Origin of the sequence: Winogradskyella sp. Asnod2-B02-A (assembly GCF_045063645.1) — a bacterium.
Taxonomy (GTDB): domain Bacteria; phylum Bacteroidota; class Bacteroidia; order Flavobacteriales; family Flavobacteriaceae; genus Winogradskyella.
Map to the genome: position 1 here is coordinate 1 of NZ_JBEFOG010000024.1, position 21,443 is coordinate 21,443.

Consider the following 21,443-nt stretch of genomic DNA (forward strand, 5'->3'; position numbering starts at 1 on the left):
CTGAGCTTACGATTTAAGAACAGACCTAGTTCAAACTATTTTTTTGCCTTCTAAACGGCTAAAAAAAATCTTTTGAACGTGATAATATTAACAAAAAAAGGTCAACCTATATCAGTATAATACAAAACATAGATGGAAGAAGAAGAAGATTTAACTTCAGAAGATATAAGGTTTTTTATAGATTCAATAACTGAACAATTTGAATTTGAAGAATTAACTAAAAGTAAGGACACTTCAAACGATTTTGAATCTGTTCAAATCTTAACAACAACAAAAGGAGTTTTTAAAAGTAAGGATGCATATTTAGGAATAGTTTGCAATTTTGTTGATACGAGCAAATTAAAATCAGATTTTAAAAAGACACTTAATAATAGAATTGAAGTAGAAAAAATATTCGAAGGAGAAAAATACCTACTTTGTTTAGCTAATTCAAAAATCTATAGTTACAATATTGATTTCTACAAGCGTTTGAATTCAGTAATGGATGAAATCGACTATGAATATCATTTAACAGATGTCAAAACATATATCGGAATTAATCCTGACAATTCAAATCACTTTTTAATAATAGCTACAAATTTAGCTTACTTTTTAATTGCTGGACTTTTAGAAGACAGCCAAGAAGAAGAGGAAAGAGTTATTTTAAGTAATAAACTTGAATCCTCTCAACCATTTTTTGAATTTAAAGCACCTATTCATTTTGAATGGGGAAAATTACTTGGCGACAAAGACAGACAATTTGAAAGAATATGTGAATTACTTCTTCAAAAAGAATCCAATATTACGAGTATTATCCCAATTGGAAAAACAAGAGCTTCTGACAGAGGTCGTGACTTTGAAGTAATTGAAAAAGTTGGAGGATTAAACTCTAACAATGAATTTAAATGGTTAGTTCAATGTAAATTTTCGATAAATAGTATAAGTCCTTCTTCGATTTCCGGATGGACTGACAGAATTATTGAACATAAATACGATGGATTTTGGTTAATGACCAATAATGATTTAACACCGAATCTTTTTGACCAATTTAAAGATGTAACTAATAACGAGGATTATCAAATTAAAACAAGATTTTGGCAAAGGAGTGATTTTCATATTAAACTAAACGTACATTCCGAATTATTTACGAATGGAGATATTTTTGAAATTGAATAAATTACGTTGCCTAACACCGTGTATAATTAATTGCTAGGCTCTTCCCTACTTGCGAAAATTCCTGCGGAATTTTCACGGGTTCGTTAAAGTTTACTAACTTAGTTGTTTAACCACGCAACTAACCATACACAATCACGTTGTGCATAATGTCCAAAAACCGTAATCTGAATTAAAACCTTGAGAAAAAAAGAAATATTTTGGCTGATTGGAACGACAATTCTCGTTCTGATTTTGAACACGCTGATTTTCGGAATCGACGGATTAAAATCTGACTCTACTCTTGATATAAATATTCACGACACTTATTTCGTGATTGCGAATTTACATTTCATTCTATTACTTGGAGTTCTGGTATTTTTCGGAATTTATTTGGTTAGAACATTACGCAGGAATTTTAAAAACTTGACCGCAAATCTGATTTTAATGATTTCGACAATACTTTTGATTTTAGTATTAATCGGAATAGATTCAATTTTAGACGCATTTATTAGACAAACCACGAGTTGGACGATTTATCCGCCTTTAAGCGCTGGAGAAATTGAACCTGAAATGGAACCAAAAGAAAATAATCTAGGAATTTTGTCAAGTGCTCTTTTTTACTTCCAAATATTATTGCTGATTTTTTTAGCTTATTGCGGATTTAAAACTGGACGGAATTACAAACGGAATGAATAAAAACACTATGCACAACAACGTGTAAAATTAATTGCTAGTTCTAGCCTACTTACGAATATTCCTGCGGAATATTCTATTCGGTTTTTATTTGCTAAATTAGTTACTTAAACACGCAACTAATCTTACAAAAAACCGTTGTAGCACATTGCGGAAATCAATCTTCATAATATTATTTGTATCTTGTAAACAACTATTAACCAATGATATATAAAATTATGAAATCAAAAATGACATTTGTATTGATTATGATTTTCGGAATTGTAATTACAGGATGCAAACAAAAAGAAGAAAAAGTTGAAGTTGTAGAAGTGAAAATTGATTTAATCAATGATGAGTTTCCTGAAGCAAAAAAGGAAGTAATGGAAACCTATGACGCAATTGTTCAAAGTATTAAAGAAGGAGATATTGAAAGGCTTATTTCTTTACACGCTTACAGTCCAAAGTTTACAGAATTCAAAAATGGAGAACTACGCAATGGTGGTGAAGCAAATGAAACATACGAACGAAATATTTTTAGCTCTGTAACCGAAGTGGTAAAATTCGATTCAAACGATTTTAAGGTTGCAGTTTATGGAGATGTTGCAAACGTAACCTTTCATTCTGATTTTCATTTTAAATTCGGAGAAGACCTTGTGGTAGTTAATGACCAAATTACTCTACTATTTGTAAAAACAGAGAATGGTTGGAAATTGGTTCACGAGCATCATTCACCTTTGAAAAAAGAGGAAAAATAAAAACGTGCCACAACAACGTATATAGCTCATAGCTAGTTAGTTGTTTAATCGAAGTTAAGGCATATTTGGAAAGTCGCCAAATTTTTAAATTTGACGATTTTCCAATAAAAAAGATAAATAGTAAAATTTAAAAATCTGGCTTGTGCTTAATCCGAAAATTATTTTCTAATTTACACGCTACGAGCCATATACAAGACCGTAGCCAATTAGAAAATCAAGATTCACAAAACAGGTTCTACATTTGCAAAAATTAAATATTTTATGAAAAACATCTTATTTCTATTAATTATTCTGATTGGATTAACTTCTTGTAAAGATAATTCCAAAAAACAAACAGCACCTGATGAAACATCGAATCCTATTGATTATTCTGTAGAAATGACAGAAGAGCAAAAGGATTTAAAAAAGAATGCGATACCTATTGAAAGCTTATCAAAGTTGAGCAACAAGATATACGATGAAATTGCAAATTTTGAAATATTAATGATTGGGGAAATGCACGGAACAAATGAACCTGCTGAATTTGCTTATGGACTATGTGAACTGATTGCTAAACACGAAGGCAGCGTGATAATGGCTATGGAAATTCGTGCTTCACTTATGAATAACTTGTCAGACGAGATGTCAATTTCCGAGTTAAAAGAATTGGATTTCTTTCGTGGAAAAAATTTTGACGGTAGAAATGGTGTAGCATGGCTTGATTTAGTATACAAAAGCATTAAAAATGATGGAATTATTTTAAAATTCATTGATAATCCTTACCCATCTTCACCCAGAGATTCATCCATGTACAGGGAAATACGCAACATCCATATTAAAAATCCAAACACCAAAATAGTTACTCTAACTGGAAATGTACATAATTCTTTTATACCCCTTTTTGACAAAGTAAGAATTGGAGGTTACTTGTTAAAAGATTCTGTTAATTTTGATTCTAAAAAAATCATGTCTATTAACCATGTATTTAGTGAGGGAAGCATGTTAAATAATGACGGTACAGGGTTAAAAATCAGCACTATTGAAAGAGAGGATAATATCTATAATACTACCTTATCCCATGATATGTTTTTATATAAGAAATTTCCTGAAGAACAAAATGAATGTACACATATCATATATACTGATAAAGTAACTGCTTCAGGAATAATTAAAAAAGATGATAGGTAATGATAGTATATATCTCTTTTACTGAAAAATGGTTTTGACAAATTTGACTCTAGAACATGGAATTACAAACAGAAATTCAATAAATCGAATAAAAATAACTAGCTACAACAATGTGCATAATTCATTGCTTTGGTCGTTGCCAACTTGGAAAATTCCTTCGGAATTTTCTCGCGTTCGTTTTTGTTTACTAAATTAGTTGCTCAAACACGCAATTAACCATACACAATCACGTTAGGCAACATAAAGAGAAACGACATTGACAGATAGAAAAACCAATTTCAAAACCATTTGGCAAAGAGCCAAAATCAGACCAATATTACTACTTTTTGCTTTTCAAGGAATTGCATTTGCATTACTTCTTTTTCTTCCAATGGGCTTAATGATGAATTCATTAGGGAATAGTTTTCCTTTTATTGAAAACGCCGAAAAAATTCAATCTGATGGAATAAAAACAAATGCCATTCTAACTGGAATTAAAGGAATTGATAACATAACTATCAATGGGAATAATCCACAAATTCTGACTTATGAATTTGACAACAACGGACAGAAAACAGAATCAAAGTTTAGTGTTTTTGAACCAGAAAAAACTGATAATTTAAAAATTGGCGATTTAATTCCAATTAAACATTTGAACGGAGTATCAACACCAACGGAATTTGAGCAGTATTCGTTTAGTATGGATTTTATGTATTACATAGCTGGAGTTGTTCTTTTAATTGGACTAATCCTTTGTTATCTTCTATTCGCACGAATAACTAAAGAACTCTTATTGTATAAAACAGGCAGAATTATGGAGGGAAAAATAATTTCAATAAGCCATAATAAAGGGTTCACATTTTCGAAATTCGGTTCATCAATGGATGTACATTATGAATATGGAAATAACGTAGCGAAATCAAGAACTAATAATTTTGCTTTGACAAATAACAAATCAATTGGAGATTCAATAAAAATTTTGGTTTCGCAAGACGGAAATTCATCTTGTTTATATCCAGAATTGATTGCGAAAACTAATGGCTGGAAAGAAAATTACGTTGCCTAACACCGTATAAAATTAATTACTGGTTTCAGCCTACTTACCAAAGTCTTCGCGGATTTTCTATCTGTGATTTATTTACTAACTTTAGTGCTTAAACACGCAACGAAACCATACACAATCACGTTAGCAGTAATTAAACCTAATATTTAAAATAATAAAACTTGAAACAATGAAATTAAGAAATATCTTTTTACTATTAACAACAATAATTTGTTACAATCTTACGAATGCTCAAAAAGTAAAATTAAAAAAAGATTTTGTATATATTGATGATACAAAAGTATTCAAATATGACAGGAATGCTGGAGAAGGTTGGTTGACCTTATATAATTTAGATAGTGACGATGAAATTATATTTATTAGGGAAAATGATAATGGTACTGATTATAGAGATGATGATTATACTCAATATAAATTTCTTAAGGAAGACATAACTATTGAAATATCTACTTATACTTATTGGAAAAATCATGTGAAATTCTTGTATAAGAATAAATGTTTTGATTTAAATGGTGAAATAGATCTGAAGAAAGTCCAGAATACTTTTGATAAGTTTGATGAAAATATTACAGACAGAACTTTTAAAAACTAAAACTACTACCAACACCGTATAAATTAATTGCTTGGTTCTAGCCTACTTACCAAAGTCCTCGCAGACTTTCTATCTGTGATTTATTTACTAACTTTAGTGCTTAAACATGCAACGAAATCATACACTAGACCGTTGTGTTTAATTTACTAAAAAAATTAAAATCCAATTAATTCTTTGAGCTTACGAGAAAAAAGACACTAAAAAAATGAGGACTAAAAAAGAATATCTAGAATTACTTCATAAGATTAAATGGGAAAAAGGAAATAAAATTGAATCATATCTAATTCCTGCTATAAACATAGAAGTCGAAGAAAGTAAAAACGAAAGTGAAGTTGGAACATCTAAATTTGGAGGAAACCCAGACTTACCAATAAAAACTGAATGGCCAATATTCAAAGACAAGCCAATGACTTTTTTAGCTCAAATTAATTTAGAGCAAATTAATGTATTTGATTTAGATAAAATTTTACCAAAGTCAGGTTACTTATATTTCTTTATAGAGAATCCAGACGAATTTAGTTTTGACCACAAAGTGATATACTCTAATGATGCAGAATTAAGTAGAAGAGATTTTCCAAAAGAACTCAATAAAGAATATCGAGCAAGTGAGTTTAAGATGCTTTTTGAAAACATTTACACTTTCCCTTCTGGAGAAACTTTAGAAATAGAATCCTTGAGTTTAAATGATCAAGAATCATATATGGATTTATATGAAGTCGAAGAAGATTTTATGACTTATGAAAATAATCAAATATTAGGTCATACTTATCCAATGCAAGGAGATGTCAAAATTGACTGGGCTTGCGGAAATTTAGGTGTTGAATTCTCTTTTAAAACAATTAGCGAAAATCAAGAAAAAATTGATACTCTAAGGAATGATTTTATTAATTTATTTCAATTTTCTACTGAGAATTCAGTTCCTGAATTTTGGGATAACTTCCATATTTGCTCAATGGGATATTTTGGAATTAGAAAACAAGACTTAGAAAGAAAAGAATTCAACAAGACTATTTTAACATTTCAAAATTCATAAAACTAAGCACAACATCGTGTATAATTAATTGCTTTGGTCGTTGCTTATTTGGAAAATTCCTTCGGAATTTTCTCGCGTTCGTTTTTGTTTACTAAATTAGTTACTTAACAGCATAACTAACCATACACATAATCGTTGGCAATAAGATGACAAACAGAATCGCAATGAATAATAATTTATTTAGAATAATATTATCTCTACTCGTTGTTAGTTTACTTTTTAGCTGTAAAACTGAAAATAAAAAGTCATCTGAATCAAAAAAAGGGTTCTACTCTATTGAAACAGTTGGAAAGAAAAAAAACGCATCATATACATTTTGCGGAGCAGTTGGTACGGAAGTAAAATATTCTTATCGGATTGGAACTTGGACATTCAAAACCAAAGAGAGTATTAAAATTGCTGAAGGAGAATATGACACAGTTATTAAAGTAAATGATAGTACGAGCGGAAGTGATTGCGAATATACATACATAGAAAATACTGTTGATCCAGAAAAATGGAAATTTTGGAATAAAGATGGACATATAATTGAACCAACTAAAAGGCTAATTAATTTAATTGAATCCAACCAAGAAGAACATAGTTTTTATTTAGAATAATATCCAGTTGCCAACACTGTGTATAATTCATTGCTAGTTCTAGCCTACTTACGAAAGTCCTCGCGGACTTTCTATTTGTGATTTATTTGCTAACTTTAGTTCTTAAACACGCAACGAAATCATACACAAAACAGTATGCCATTTTTAAAAAAGAAAACCTCATAAAATGCAAAAAAACAACTAAATTGTGCAAGTTCGTTAGAGATAGGACATCTAAAAGAATAATATATAATTAAAAAATAAACTTATGAAAATTAAACTAATATCAATGCGCTTTATTACCTTAGTCTTATCATTTTTTGTGATATCTTTAGCTATGGTATCTTGTAATACTGATGATGACTCGGATACAGATACAGACACTACTGATTGTGTTCAACAAGACTTGGCAGAAGGAAGTGGTGTTTGTGATACACAATTAGCTTATGATTCATCTGTATCAATTAGTATTGATGGATCTGATAGAGTTATCACATCTAATAGTATTCCTGATCATTTAGTAGGGACCTTCATTAATGGAGATATTACCGAACAGAATGAAACTTATACAATAACTACAAATCCTGTACTTTCGGGAAATTTAACTTCGCTAGAGGGCAATAATGGTCCTGAATATATTTTTGGAATCTTGTTAGACGGTGTAGAATTAGACCCTATTGCAGCTGAACCTTGGCCACATAGTGAACTTGGAGTTATGGATCCTGATGTAAATTGGGATTGGAATTTAGAAGCATTAAATGTTCCTATAGGTTTAGACTGTAACTACTCACATGTTCAGCCTACTGGTAAATATCATCATCATGGTACACCAACATTATATGATTTAGTTGCAGATGCAGACGGAACTGAAATGGTACAAGTTGGATGGGCTGCTGATGGATATCCTATTTATTATAAATACGCATATACAGATGCTGATGATAGTAGCTCTGCTGTTATAGAAATGACCTCAAGTTATGAATTATTAACAGGTGATAGACCTGGAGATGGTGTATCGGCACCTTGCTCTGAGTACAATGGTGCATATTCTGCAGATTACGAGTATGTTGATGGACTTGGAACTCTTGATGAGGCGAATGGAAGAACAGGTGTAACCCCTGAGTTTCCTAATGGTACATTTTATTATATATTGACTGATGGTGATTCTTTTCCAAGTATCCCAAGATACTTTAGAGGAACACCTTCTAATGACTTCCAACAAGGGCCAGGGAATTAAAAAAATCTTAAAAAACGAATCAAATATGTATAAATTATATTTATCATGTTTATTCTTTATCATGTGTATACCTTTTACGTATGCACATGATTCTGATATTGCTTATTTTGATATTACAACAGAAGGTACTCAAACTATAATTCATGCTGAATTTTCATGGAGTATTCGAAATGCCTTAATTGCATTCGATTCTAATTATAATAATGCTAAAACAATAGAAGATATTAATGACATATTTTTACGTTACACCAAAGAGAAGTTAAAAATTTTTGACACAAAAGACAAACAATTACATTTATTAAAAGTTGTTCTTGAAAAGAATAATGAAGAACATAACCATGCCACACGTTACACATTAATATTCGAGGGTTCAGATATTAGTAAAGTTTCAAACACCATGATGTTTGAACAGAATAACTCTCAAAAAAACTATCATTGGTATTTAAACAAAGACGGAAAAAAGGAAGAAGCAATTACAGACAACACTACTTCATCTTTTAATATCACCACAGAAACTAGTAGTTATTTAAAATATTATTTAATTATTGGTGCAATACTGTTGTTAGGTTTACTGATTTTTTCTTTTAAAAGAAAGACAGCATATTGACAATAAAAATTGGAAATTTAAGTAATGACGAATATGAAATTTTGGAATTATCCTCTAATAAATTAATCCTGAAAAGAATAATTACCTATAAAGCCTACTGACCACAAAACTTTGAAATTAAGTAAATAAAAAACTACACATAACACCGTGTATAAATAATAACGGTTTTAGAGCTTACTCAAAGTTAGTTTTTTATCTTTAAAGTCAAGTAATAAACCGAAAATATAGTAAATAAAATCCGCAACTAACCATACACAAACACGCTGGCAACAAGCTAAAAAAAACGAACTAAATGAGAATTATTCTAACTTTGACAATGATTTTAACTATGTGTTTTACACAAATATCTTTCGGACAAGATGAGTTAAAAATAGAAAAAATTGACAACACTCAGCTGATTAAAATCCTGAATAATTCTCAATTAATTGAAGCTAGTAAAGACAACTTTTTATCTGTAAAATTATTTATAATTGACAACGGAACTGGAAGCGCAGGATTCCCGAATTCGGAAGTTTCATATAATTTGCTAATTGCAGTTTCTGAAATTGACGAAAAACCGGATCAAAATCTTTTCGAAATCGGACCTTTTTATAATCCAAAGATTGTAGAATGGACTAGCGAAGATGAAAAAAAAATAGAAATAGAAATAGAATACGGGATTTACAAAAATCGAAAGACTGTAAAACTGAAAATAAATATTAACGAATTGGAAATAAAAAAATAAATCCAGTTGCCAACAACGTTTATAATTTATTGCTAGTTCTAGCCTAATTACAAAAGCCCTCGCTAACTTCCTATCTGTTATTTATTTGCTAACTTTAATGCTTAAACACACAACGAAATCACATCCTAGACCGTTGCCAAAAATTTAAGGAAACACAAGAACTATAATAAATTAATTGACATGAAAAACTCACTGATAATACTTCTGTTTGTCCTTATAACTTCATTTACTTTTGGACAAGATAAAGCGGGACCTGAACTAAAAAGAGTAATATCTATAATTGACTCTACCAAAACGCCAGAATTAGTTTTAATACAAGAATTCATGGTGAAATCACCAATTGATTCAGTTTGGAACTCATACACCACAAAAAAAGGTTATGAAAGTTGGGCGGCACCGCTTGCTGAAATAGATTTAAGTGTTGGTGGATTTATTAAATCAAACTACAACAAAGAAGGAAAAATAGGAGACAGTACCACAATTGTTACTCACATAATAAATTACGTCCCTAAAAGATTGATAACACTTCAAGCAGAAATTACCGATAATTTCCCTGAATTTATGAAAAAGGAAGCAAAAGACTTTTATAATGTTATTTATTTTGACGAAATGGAGGATGGTTATACAAAAGTTAAATCATTTGGAATTGGATATAAAAACAATCCGAAATATCTTTCACTTATGAATTATTTTATTCCAGCTAACGAAAAGATTTTAATGACTTTAATAAACCACTTAGAGAAGGACTGAAAACAAAAAGCTATAGGCTAGCAAGGTGTATAATTAATTGCTTGTTTATAGCCTACTTGGAAATTCCTTAAGAATTTCCTTTGGTTCGTTCCATTTTCACTAAATTAGTTACTGAGCCACGCGACTAACCATACAAAAAACAGTTAGGCAAAATTAGAGAAGCAGCTTACTGAAAACAAAAAAAAAAAAAAAATGGAACTATATAAAAGGATTGTTGCAATATTTGATGCTAATCTGATTTACTGCCTAATTCCTATAATTCTGACTTTAATTTATGTTGAATTGATTTTTAAAAACCGATTTGAAACAAAAAAAGTCCTTAATTTAATTAGATGGACAATTATCTTCTACACAATAATTACTTGGACTTTCTATCTAATTGGAATGGCAACGACTGAAAACCCTGAGGAATATGCTTTTATTAATAGAGCAACTGGTCCTTATGCTTGGGCATATTGGATAATGTTTGTATCCGCTATAATTTTACCTCTGACTCTATTTATTAAAAAATTGGCATCAAAATTTTGGTATGTGATTTTAGTCGCATTTGGAATGAAAAGCGGAATGTATTTTGAGCGTTTTGTAATTATTGTGACTAGTTTTCATCGGGATTATTTACCTGGAAACAGAAATACTGAATTAGAAAATGGTAATGTTGAATTAATAGATTTATTCGCATTAAGCATTGGAACGCTATTCTTTCAAGGCGTAATATTAACAATTTTAACTTTGGGAATATTCGAAATCATAAAACAAAAAAAAACCGTGCACAAAACAGTCTAAAAATAATTGCTATTTTTAGAATTAATCGTAGGATATTGCTGTTTTGTTATACGTAATCGCCGTAAGAAATTAAAACTAAAAAATTGAAATACAAGATATTCATCTTATTTATGGTTTGTTTTACAATTAATTCTTGTGGAATTTTTAAGACGCATCATAAGGACAAACTAATTGATTTTGAGGACAATTCATTAACAGAAAAATCATTAAAACTAAATGGATATTATTTTGCAGAATCAGAATTTGAATATGGCGAAAATTCACCACCTTTTATTGACGAATACATAGAAAAAACTGGAATAAATAAAATAAAACATCTATCCGTTTTATTTATCTATGAAGATGGTTTTGTAGTCAAAATTGGCAGAATTAATGGACTTTCACATTATTATTGTGCAGAAAAAGATAACTATGACAACACATACGAAAGTGCACATAAAACAATTGAATTGATGCTGAAATCGCAAAATTCTATTGAAAAAAGGACTAAACGTATTTGCGGATTTAGACCTGATGATATTGGAAGTAAAGGATTAGCTCAAATCGAAAAGGATAGTATTAAAATTCAACTTTACCGAATTGAAATGCAAAATCCAACAAAAGATTCTTTTAATTCAGCTTATTTATACGAGCTAAATGGAATTATAAAATCGGACTCAAGTTTTGTCATAAAAAGTGAAACGGAATTCAGAACAAATGAAATAAAATCTGAAAACAAAATTTTTGAATTTAGACAAACTGAACAAAAACCAAATGTTCAAAATTACTTTAAAAAGAAGAAAAATAGATTTAAATAACTTCTTACAACACCATTCATAATTAATTACCTGGTTTATAGATACCTTACAAAAAATACGCTCTGATTTTATATTCTATTATATTTGCTAAATTAGTTTCTAAACCTTGCAACTAACACATACACGCACTATGCTACTTAGAACCTAAAAAACGAACTCAAATGAAACAACGTAACATAATAATAATATCTGTTTTTATTATGGGAATGATATTATTGTTTTCCTGTAATAGAAAAATAACAAGTTCACCTGGTTCTATTACCAAAACAAATTCAAACGTTGTTGAAAAAAAACCTTACTTAATATTAATTTCACTTGATGGTTTTCGTTGGGATTATGTAGAAAAATACAATCCACCTAATTTAAGTGCATTCATTAAAAATGGCGTTAAGTCACAATCATTAATCCCCTCATTTCCTACTAAAACATTTCCCAACCATTATACCATTGCTACAGGACTTTATCCAGACAAGCATGGCATAATAGGAAATATATTTTATGATTATAAAAAAGACACTCTATTTAATAAGAGGAATCCAAAAATGGCAGATGACGGGAGTTTTTATGGAGGTTCACCTATTTGGGTTGAGGCAAATAAAGCAGATATTATAACTGCCAGTTATTTCTTTGTAGGTACAGAAGCAGCCATTCAAGGTATAAGACCAACATACTACTATAAATTTGATAATAGCATTAAAAATGAAGAACGCGTTAATCAAACTATAAATTGGTTGAATTTAGAGGAGAAAAGCAGACCACACTTAATCACTTTATATTTTGGTGACATGGATAATCTGGGACACCAATATGGTACTAATGATGACGATAAAATGAAAACAGCATTGTTAGAATTAGATAAAAATTTAGGCGATTTGTTTAAAGGAGTATCAGAAACTGGGCTTCCTGTAAATATTATCATCGTTTCTGACCATGGCATGGGAAATCAGTCTACTCACAAAATAATACCAATAGATTCTATCGAAAACGACGACTTATTCATGACAATTGAAAATGGTACAATAGTAAATATTCATCCAAAAAAAGAGGTTGAAATAGATTCTGTACTACACTATTTAAGACAAAAGGAAAATAATTTCAAAGCTTATAAAACTGAAAACACACCAGGTTTTGAGTACATCCCAACAAATAAAAATTGGGGAGCAATACAATTAATACCAGATTACGGTTATCATTTTTGGAATCAAAGACGTAAAGATGCGCTTATCAAAGAAGGTGTTACAACCTTTGGCGTTCATGGCTATGATAGCAAATACAAAGAGATGCATGGCATATTTTATGCAAATGGTCCAGCTTTTAAAAATGAATATGAAATACCTTCTATAAAAAACATTCATATCTATCCATTAATGTGTGAAATTTTAGGATTGAAAATTCCTGAATCGATAGATGGAGACATAAATGAAATAAAAAGTGTTTTGAAAGAAGATAATTGAGTTAAGAATAAAGCCTGCAGGAAACATTGGGTACAATTAATTGCTTAGGTCATTGCTAATTTGTAAATTTTCTTCAGGATTTTATCGCATTTATTTTTGTTTGCTAAATTAGCTGCCTAACCACGTAACTAACCATAAACAATTATTGTAAATCATTAAAAACACACAAAATTGGAAGAAATAATTGACAAATATTTAAACGAACTTATTGCTAACGAGATAAATTCATTGCCTATTAAAATTGAATCTGAGATGGCTGATAAAACAAATCTCGAAAACCGAGAGTGGAATAAGTGGTTGCCAATTAAAAGTACTGTAACAGATTTAGAGTTAAACGAATTAGAAAAGGAAATCGGACACAAATTACCATTGAGCTACAGAGCTTTTCTAAAATATAAACACTTTTACGAATTATACATTTCAGATTGTTCATTTTGCTCAAATCCTATTAAAACTTGGCGTGCAGAAATAATGAAAATGATTTTTAATGGTTACCCAAGTGAAGATTTAATTGATACAGGTAGAATTCCATTTGCCAATTGGAGTGATTGGGGACTTTTATGTTTTGATACAACGGTCAATTGTAAAAACAATAATTATCCTATTGTACTCTGGGACCACGAAGTTTATGATGAATTTGAAATACAATATTCAGATTTTGAAAATATGATAACGGAATTAGCTAAAGAACACGAAAAACAGCGTGGTTAAAACGCACAAACCACTAGTTACGCAATCTCACTTATGGCACATTTGTAAGTCCAGTAAACTTTTAAATTTGACTTATTAACAGCAAAAAGCGAACAGTATAAATATCAAAAAATATGATAAAAGGACTTTATGAAACTCACTTATTTGTTGAGAATTTAGAAACATCAATAGACTTTTATAAAAATGTACTACAGCTAAAACTATGTCATTTTGAAGAAGAAAGGCGTGTCGCATTTTTTTGGATTGGAAAACCAAAAGAAGCCATGTTGGGACTTTGGGAAAAGCCAAAATCAGAAATAGAAAAACGACATTTTGCTTTTCGTTGCGATAAAGAATTTATTCTAAACCAATCAACTGATTTTTTAAATGAACACGGATTAAAACCTTATAACTTTTTAAATAATGGAACAGATATGCCTATGGTTTTTGCATGGATGCCTGCAATAGCAATTTATTTTTCTGATCCTGACGGTCACTATTTAGAATTTATTGCAATTTTGGATGGCGAAGCAAAACCAGAGTTAGGAATAGTATCATATGAAGAATGGATAAATAAAAATAGCATAACGTAATACAAACCGCTTTTAATACTATGATTTATTAATAACGACTCCTCGCCTACTCATGAAAATCCTTATGGATTTTTCACACAAGATTTAATTCACTATCTTTAGTTCATTAACACACAATAAACCCAACATAAACTTAAGCATTTATTGAGGCAAAAAGTTAAAAACGAAACTTATATGAGTAATTTATCAAAAATTAAATCGGAAATTGAAAACTATGCCAATGAATCAAATTTGACGGAATTGCAAATTGTTAAAAAGTTGGAAACTCATTACTTTAATAAAAAGGTAAATGAGAATTTAAAACTCTATAAAAAAGGAAAGAAAAAAGTAAGTGATATCACCAAAGATCTCAAAATATCACCAAGAAAATTTTATGCCATTTTAGAAAAGAAAAATGTTGTACATAAAAAATACAATAAAAAGGAATAAAACAAAAACACTGCTATAATTTATAACTAGTACTCTCCCACTTACCAAAATCATTTCTAAGTTTCTTTATTCTTTTAACTGGGATTAGGTATATCCCTAAATCATACACAACCACATCTAATACAGATTATTGCAACTAATTACAGTAAAGCAGACTTTAATAAATAATTGACCAAAACCTGTGGACGATTTTAAAATAAAATATAATAAAGTATCTCAATTACTAGAAAAAGCTATTGGATATTACTATCAAGGAAATTCATGTGCTTGCCAATATCCAAGGTTTCTCCAAATAGTTGGAATAAATTGTATTAACTATAGAGCTTCTTTTAAAGCTTGGGACACCACATTATTAATTGAAAAAGTAAAACCTTATTTTGAAATCGAAACGCTTAAAAACGGACCTGAAAATTCAAATGAAAAATGGACTTGCAGAAAATGTAAATCTGAATATAATTATGGATGGTCAGATTTCAGTATTGCAGTAGAAAGAGACGTTTTGTTACCAATCAAATTAAAAGCTAAAGAAAAGGGAGAAAAAGCGATAGAACCTATTCCAATCTATCTAGGACTTTACGGTCATAGCTATCCTTCAAAAAAAGAAATTACTAATGTGAATTTTAATGCTTTCAAAACATATATAATGGAACAATAACATCTTAAAATTCAAATTATATCTCGATTATTGTGGTAGCTAATCTTTTTAGAAACTATCAAATTTTACTTCTCTAGTTTGTTGAGTTCAGTTATTTTAGATTTTTATTTGCTAAATTACATACTTAACCTCGCAACTAATCATTCCTAATAACTCACATAAAACTAAAGCCAACCATGACACTAAGATTTTTACTAATTATTATGATGTGCTTTTGCATTAAGACTTATGCCCAAGACAACAAAATTAATTTTCAATTATCACTAGGACCAACGATTTCAATTCCAAAAACAAGTGAACTCACTAATACTGATGTTGATGGAAGTCCTAAAATTAAATCTTCAATAAATATAGGAGCTTATATTTTACCCAGCCTAAATTATTCACTTAACGAAAAATTATCTATAGATTTCGGAATCGGTTATTATCTCGATCGGTTTTCTGTAGAAGATAAAGTTGCCGCAACTACTAATAAAGGCAACCGCAATATTAGCCAAATTCAAACACCAATAAATTTTAACTTTCATTTTTCTAAAGACAAATCGTATCAATTAGGTATTGGAGGATTTACAAGTTTTTTAATTGCAGCAAAAGAAAAAGGCGAGACCAGAATCGATCTTTCTCAATTTAATTTTATTGATCCTAATGACCCAGTATTCTATGAAAATTCTGTAGTGAGTTATGACAAGAACATAAAGGACAATTATAATTCTGTAAGTTTTGGTGCTTTTATTCAATTAAAAAAAAACATATCATTTTCAGCAGATAAAAAAGGCTTTATTCTTCTAAAAATCAATCAATATTTTAATGCCATAAAGAACAACGATCCTGATTCGGATTTAACTCAATATATTGACTTTAAAAATGAAAAAGAACCTACCACAATTAATTTAGGAATTGGATTAGTATTATAAAACCCATTAAAAATTGCATAAAATTAGTCGTAACACTAAAAAAAAACATTATTGAGTGAGAATAATCACAAGTTGAACATTCTGTGCGTAATTTTAGACATAAAGTACATTGCTTTAAAAGTGAACTAAATAACATTATTACATAAAAAAAGCGACCTGAAGTTCAGGTCGCTTTTTATTTGTGTTAATTGCTATAGACTAGTTATTAATAATCGTTAACTCATCAACAATATGTTTGGCGTTAGAGTATTTGTCTATTAACCAAAGTACATATCTAATATCTACATTAATGGTACGTTGTAAATCTTTATCAAAAATTACATCACCTGCCATAGCTTCAATGTTTCCATCAAAGGCTAAACCAATTAATTCACCTTTTCCATTTACAACAGGAGAACCAGAGTTACCACCTGTAATATCATTATCTGTTAAGAAATTTACTGGTAATTGACCACGTTCATTAGCATAACGACCGTAATCTTTCTTTTCGTAAATATCTAACATACCTTGATCTAAATCAAACTCACTATCGTTTGGCTTGTATTTTTTAATCATACCTTGAAACGTTGTGTAGTTGTTTTCGTTAGCATCGTTTCTTTTATCTGCTGGTAAAGCTCTCACTTTTCCGTAAGATAAACGTAATGTAGAATTGGCATCAGGATATTTTATATCGCTTAATCCAGATTCACGTAAACCTTTTACTAATAATCTAAATGAGGCTTCAAAATCATTTTCTGGTTGTTCTAATGCTTCTGGACTTTCTCTATACTTATCTAATAGTTGATTAGATAATTTAAATAAAGGATCATTCTCTAAAATTGCTTCATCAGGATATTGCAAAAATGATAAGGCTCTTTCTTTTGAAGAAAATAAACTTAAATCGAAAATAGCATTAGTATAAGCAGTAAAATCATTATTGTTTTTTTGCCCTACTTCAGCAACCAATTCTGGTAGCGAATAGTTAGATTTTGATGCTAATAAACCTAGTTGTTTTGCTAAAATTTCTTTTTCTAAAGGCAAATGGTAATTTTGATAATTACTTTCAATAAAAGCTTCTAATCTTGGCAATAAGTTTTTACGTTCTGCTTCACTAGCACTCACATATTGTTTTAAACCAGATCCAACTCTATATGGCAAAACAGAAAATTTACTAGAACGTAAAATCCCTAATAAATAATTGGTTTGCTTTGCTTTTTCGTTAGTTAAGCTATAATAATTATTGATATTTTCAATAACCTTTCCATAGGTGGCTTTATTATCTTTCTTCTTCGCCCATTTTTCAAATTTAGCTTCGGTTTTGCTCTTTTTCTCTACGGTTTTATGCTCCGTTAATGCTTTAATCATACCTGCTCTATTTTTCCAATAGTTAGCAATACCTGCATAAGCAGAGGCATACATTAAATTTACAGATTCGTCTGCATCCATGTATTTCTTCATCACATCCATGCTTAATTTAGAACCCTCTACCCAAGCAGGATATGCATATTTCACATTTTGCTCAACACCTTGTGCAGGCATCCAACGGTTTGTACGACCTGGATAACCTAAAATCATAGCAAAGTCATTTTCTTTTACACCATCTATATTTACTGGTAAATGATATTTTGCTTTTAAAGGCACATTATCAGTAGAATATTCTGCTGGCTTACCTTCATTATCTGCATAAACTCTAAATAACGAAAAATCACCAGTATGTCTTGGCCATTCCCAGTTATCTGTATCTCCTCCATATTTACCAACATTTTCTGGAGGTGTACCTACTAAACGTACATCTTTATAATCTTCATAAACAAAGTAGTAAAACTCATTACCTTGATAAAATGAACGTACAGAAACGGTATATTTTCCACCTTCACTATTTTCTTGTTCAATTTTAGCAATCTCTTTGTTAAGTGCTGCTTCACGTTCTTTTTCGCTCATACTGTCATTAACTTGAGCTAACATACGTTTAGAAACGTCGTCCATTCTCACAAAAAAGCGAACATATAGACTTTCTGGTTTCATTTCTTCTGCCTGAGAACCTGCCCAAAACCCATTTTTTAAATGATTTTGTTCTGCTGTAGACAATTCTGCAATGGCATCGTAACCACAATGATGATTCGTTAATACCAAGCCACTATCTGAAACTATACTTGCCGTACAACCTCCGTTAAATTGAACAATAGCATCTTTTAAACTTTGATTGTTAATACTGTAGATTTCTTCGGGTGTTAATTGTAAACCCATTTTTTGCATATCGCGATAATTTAAGCGCTCTATATGCATTAAAAACCACATGCCTTCATCTGCCATTACGGACGTAAATGAGATGATAAAGGCAATAATTGTAAGGGATATTTTCTTCATGTTTAGTTGTTTTTATTATCGTGCTAAAAATAATGAATTTTATGTGGTTTTAATAGTTGTATGAGTGTTAAAACTACCATCCCATAAAACAAAAAACACCCACTCTTTCGAGCAGGTGCTTTCCCTAACAAAAAAACTCAAAAAACATCATAATCAACTTATGATTTGATACATCTAAACCCTAACTTTAGAGGCATCTTTCTTGCTAGTTAACAATCAACAAGAACCAATCTGCTTCCCCACAGATTAACTTATTGAAAGCTTTTAAAACCGATAACTAACTGTTCCTTTTAAAAAGAAAGGTGTTCCGGGTGTAAAATGAATTTCTTCTACAGATGCTGCTTCGTTTTGTAAGCGAGACTCTGTTGCAAATTGTGTTTCATTCCAATCCACATCAAATAAGTTTTCTACTGCCAAGCCAAAGGTGGTATTGTTCCACGTATAATTCACATTAAAATCTGTAACCATATATCCTTCTGCAACTATAGAATTGTCTTCATTTGCAGCTCTATCATCTAAATATCTAAAACGCAAACCACCTGAAAACCCTTTAAAATCATCAACAGATAGACCACCTGTTAACGTAAAGTCTGGTGCTAGAGGAATATAATCTTCACCATCTGGCTCATCTATACTTCTAGCATTGGTTAAAGTAGCATCTGTATCTACAAATAACCAATCATTAAGCTGGTAACGCAACCCTAAATCTAATCCGTAACGTCTTGTTTTTCCACTTGGCTCTATAATACCTGCATCACCTACATAAACAAACTCTTGTTCTAAAAACAAATACCAAAGTGCAGAATTCACAATTAGTTTCGGAAACGGTTTCCAAATGGTTCCTAAATCTGCTCCATAAGAACGTGGTAAAATAGCTTCTCCTCCATTAGCTACAACTACTCTAGTGTCGTTAGAATGAAATCCTAATCCAGATTTTAAATACAGTTGTAAATTATCTTGTGCATTATAGAAGAAATTTAATTTTGGACTTACAATTGTTTTAGTTTCAGATAAGGTTTCGTAATTAGTTTGAAGCGCATCATTGTACATAAACTTAAAATAGTCTAACCTTAAAGCTGGTGCTATTTTTAATTTTCCAAATTCAAATTCAGCATTAACAAAGGCATCAATATTAGTTTGATTAATATTTCCTAATTGAATGTTTTCTAAAGTTGTACTTCGGTTTAAAGTTCTAGACAATTCTACATCATCAGAAATATCATGTCTAATACCTATACCTGATGTTAGTACTAATTCTGTTTCACCTAAAAATGTAGTGTGAGAAATAGACGTATTTGCACCAAATATGTTTCGGTCTTCCTTTTGTTTTATTTGATCTCCGTTTATTGGGTCTTCTAAAAAGAAGGTAAAATTTGAATACAGCTCAAAAGCATAGTGTGCATAAAATGCATTAGCTTTAAGTTTTGTGTTATCATTAATATATTTATCTAACGTAACATTGAAATTAGTACGTTCTGTTTCACCACCTTCTGTGTCATCAATAGCTCCAAATCTTGAAATATTGCCATTATCAACTTCGCGCTGAGGAATTTGACCAGAAGCATCCCAACGACTTGTAAAATGTGATGCCGTTAAAGTCAGTTTATCATTCTCTGGTGAAAACACTACATATTTACCAAAAAGGTTTAAACGATTAAAATTTTGTGGTGAATCGTAAGGACCATCAGTAGCAATATATTCCATAGCCACATAAGCATTTTGGTTTTTAGTATTCTCCATTAAATTAAATAAACCAACAGTTCTTAAGCTATTAAACTGACCTACAGAAAATGAGATTTCACTGTCTTTTAAGTAATCTTTTGTTTTAAAGTCTACATAACCAGCAGTGTTAAAATCACCTTGTTGTGCATAGTAAGCTCCTTTACCAAAATCAATTTTGTTTACCGTTTCTGGGATTACAAAATGCAAATCGCTATACCCTTGACCATGTGCATGAGACACCATATTCACTGGCATGCCATCTACTGAAAGTGATATATCTGTTCCGTGATCTATATCAAACCCACGTAAAAATATCTGTTCTGCTTTTCCTCCTCCTGCATGCTGACCAATAAATAATCCAGGTACTTTACGTAATACTTCTTGAGAAGAATTTACAGGTGTTACGTTTAAATCTAGTCGAGAAATTGTGCTTACGGTATTTAGCTCTTCAGTAATTACCATTTCATCTAATTGAAACGTTTTTTCTTCGAGAGTAATCTTAAGATTCTCTGTATTATCTACCTTTATAAATCTTGTTTTATAACCTAACAAGCCAATTCTAATAGAATCACCAATGCTTGTATTAACAATTACAAATACACCATTTTCTGTGGTATGTGCATGACTTTCTGCAGTTTGATTATAAATATATGCAGCTTCTAATGGCTGATTGAGTTCATTAACTACTAATCCTTTTAGATTTTGAGCCGTTACTATTAATGAAAGGCACCCAAATATTAGGGTTGCTAAAATTTGCTTTTTCATA

General features: G+C 30.3%; 22 protein-coding genes. 20 read left to right on the top strand and 2 right to left on the bottom strand.

From position 1 onward, the window contains the following. The first annotated feature begins 132 nt into the window (after positions 1-132). The 20 genes from ACJJVO_RS00440 to ACJJVO_RS00535 all read left to right on the top strand — a co-directional run bounded on the left by ACJJVO_RS00440 (position 133) and on the right by ACJJVO_RS00535 (position 16,609). Positions 133-1,155, top strand: coding sequence for a hypothetical protein (locus tag ACJJVO_RS00440; RefSeq protein ID WP_405569075.1), 1,023 nt, complete (start codon positions 133-135; stop codon positions 1,153-1,155). A gap of 177 nt (positions 1,156-1,332) precedes the next feature. After that, positions 1,333-1,830: a hypothetical protein gene (locus ACJJVO_RS00445; protein ID WP_405569077.1), complete on the top strand. Its 498-nt coding sequence runs from the start codon at positions 1,333-1,335 to the stop codon at positions 1,828-1,830. A gap of 215 nt (positions 1,831-2,045) precedes the next feature. After that, on the top strand, positions 2,046-2,564 hold the full coding sequence (locus ACJJVO_RS00450; protein ID WP_405569080.1) for a YybH family protein: 519 nt from the start codon (positions 2,046-2,048) through the stop codon (positions 2,562-2,564). Positions 2,565-2,825: 261 nt separating this feature from the next. Continuing rightward, positions 2,826-3,731: a hypothetical protein gene (locus ACJJVO_RS00455; protein WP_405569082.1), complete on the top strand. Its 906-nt coding sequence runs from the start codon at positions 2,826-2,828 to the stop codon at positions 3,729-3,731. 256 nt (positions 3,732-3,987) lie between these two features. Further along, on the top strand, positions 3,988-4,776 hold the full coding sequence (locus tag ACJJVO_RS00460; protein ID WP_405569083.1) for a hypothetical protein: 789 nt from the start codon (positions 3,988-3,990) through the stop codon (positions 4,774-4,776). Between the two features lie 166 nt (positions 4,777-4,942). Next, positions 4,943-5,365 carry a hypothetical protein gene (locus tag ACJJVO_RS00465; RefSeq protein ID WP_405569086.1) on the top strand — a complete coding sequence of 141 codons (423 nt, stop codon included), beginning with the start codon at positions 4,943-4,945 and terminating at the stop codon, positions 5,363-5,365. A gap of 205 nt (positions 5,366-5,570) precedes the next feature. After that, positions 5,571-6,398, top strand: a complete 828-nt coding sequence (locus ACJJVO_RS00470) for a DUF1963 domain-containing protein (RefSeq protein WP_405569089.1) — start codon at positions 5,571-5,573, stop codon at positions 6,396-6,398. Positions 6,399-6,544: 146 nt separating this feature from the next. Then, positions 6,545-6,997, top strand: a complete 453-nt coding sequence (locus ACJJVO_RS00475; RefSeq protein WP_405569092.1) for a hypothetical protein — start codon at positions 6,545-6,547, stop codon at positions 6,995-6,997. 247 nt (positions 6,998-7,244) lie between these two features. Then, on the top strand, positions 7,245-8,213 hold the full coding sequence (locus ACJJVO_RS00480; protein ID WP_405569094.1) for a YHYH protein: 969 nt from the start codon (positions 7,245-7,247) through the stop codon (positions 8,211-8,213). Between the two features lie 25 nt (positions 8,214-8,238). After that, complete coding sequence (locus ACJJVO_RS00485; protein WP_405569097.1) at positions 8,239-8,820, top strand: hypothetical protein; 582 nt, start codon at positions 8,239-8,241, stop codon at positions 8,818-8,820. A gap of 292 nt (positions 8,821-9,112) precedes the next feature. Then, positions 9,113-9,544, top strand: coding sequence for a hypothetical protein (locus ACJJVO_RS00490; RefSeq protein ID WP_405569100.1), 432 nt, complete (start codon positions 9,113-9,115; stop codon positions 9,542-9,544). A 180-nt stretch (positions 9,545-9,724) separates the two neighbouring features. Then, positions 9,725-10,294 (top strand): SRPBCC domain-containing protein, encoded by a 570-nt coding sequence (locus ACJJVO_RS00495; RefSeq protein WP_405569102.1) that lies wholly within the window; start codon positions 9,725-9,727, stop codon positions 10,292-10,294. A 192-nt stretch (positions 10,295-10,486) separates the two neighbouring features. Continuing rightward, the gene (locus tag ACJJVO_RS00500; protein ID WP_405569104.1) at positions 10,487-11,077 is read left to right on the top strand and encodes a hypothetical protein; all 591 of its coding nucleotides are present in this window, start codon (positions 10,487-10,489) and stop codon (positions 11,075-11,077) included. A gap of 83 nt (positions 11,078-11,160) precedes the next feature. Next, a complete protein-coding gene (locus tag ACJJVO_RS00505) occupies positions 11,161-11,874 on the top strand; it encodes a hypothetical protein (RefSeq protein WP_405569107.1) in 714 nt (237 codons plus the stop codon). A 161-nt stretch (positions 11,875-12,035) separates the two neighbouring features. Further along, the gene (locus tag ACJJVO_RS00510; protein WP_405569109.1) at positions 12,036-13,328 is read left to right on the top strand and encodes an ectonucleotide pyrophosphatase/phosphodiesterase; all 1,293 of its coding nucleotides are present in this window, start codon (positions 12,036-12,038) and stop codon (positions 13,326-13,328) included. A gap of 171 nt (positions 13,329-13,499) precedes the next feature. Then, positions 13,500-14,039 (top strand): SMI1/KNR4 family protein, encoded by a 540-nt coding sequence (locus ACJJVO_RS00515; protein ID WP_405569110.1) that lies wholly within the window; start codon positions 13,500-13,502, stop codon positions 14,037-14,039. Positions 14,040-14,152: 113 nt separating this feature from the next. Further along, positions 14,153-14,611 carry a VOC family protein gene (locus ACJJVO_RS00520; RefSeq protein ID WP_405569113.1) on the top strand — a complete coding sequence of 153 codons (459 nt, stop codon included), beginning with the start codon at positions 14,153-14,155 and terminating at the stop codon, positions 14,609-14,611. A 174-nt stretch (positions 14,612-14,785) separates the two neighbouring features. Then, positions 14,786-15,040: a hypothetical protein gene (locus ACJJVO_RS00525; RefSeq protein ID WP_405569114.1), complete on the top strand. Its 255-nt coding sequence runs from the start codon at positions 14,786-14,788 to the stop codon at positions 15,038-15,040. Between the two features lie 181 nt (positions 15,041-15,221). Further along, positions 15,222-15,695 carry a hypothetical protein gene (locus tag ACJJVO_RS00530; RefSeq protein WP_405569117.1) on the top strand — a complete coding sequence of 158 codons (474 nt, stop codon included), beginning with the start codon at positions 15,222-15,224 and terminating at the stop codon, positions 15,693-15,695. A 176-nt stretch (positions 15,696-15,871) separates the two neighbouring features. After that, positions 15,872-16,609, top strand: coding sequence for an outer membrane beta-barrel protein (locus ACJJVO_RS00535; protein ID WP_405569119.1), 738 nt, complete (start codon positions 15,872-15,874; stop codon positions 16,607-16,609). 198 nt (positions 16,610-16,807) lie between these two features. On the opposite strand, the gene ACJJVO_RS00540 is transcribed toward ACJJVO_RS00535, so the two are convergent. Together ACJJVO_RS00540 and ACJJVO_RS00545 are read right to left on the bottom strand one after the other, a co-directional pair. Beyond that, positions 16,808-18,955: a S46 family peptidase gene (locus tag ACJJVO_RS00540; protein WP_405569122.1), complete on the bottom strand. Its 2,148-nt coding sequence runs from the start codon at positions 18,953-18,955 to the stop codon at positions 16,808-16,810. Between the two features lie 264 nt (positions 18,956-19,219). Next, positions 19,220-21,442 carry a TonB-dependent receptor domain-containing protein gene (locus ACJJVO_RS00545; protein WP_405569124.1) on the bottom strand — a complete coding sequence of 741 codons (2,223 nt, stop codon included), beginning with the start codon at positions 21,440-21,442 and terminating at the stop codon, positions 19,220-19,222. Between the last annotated feature and the right edge of the window lies 1 nt (position 21,443).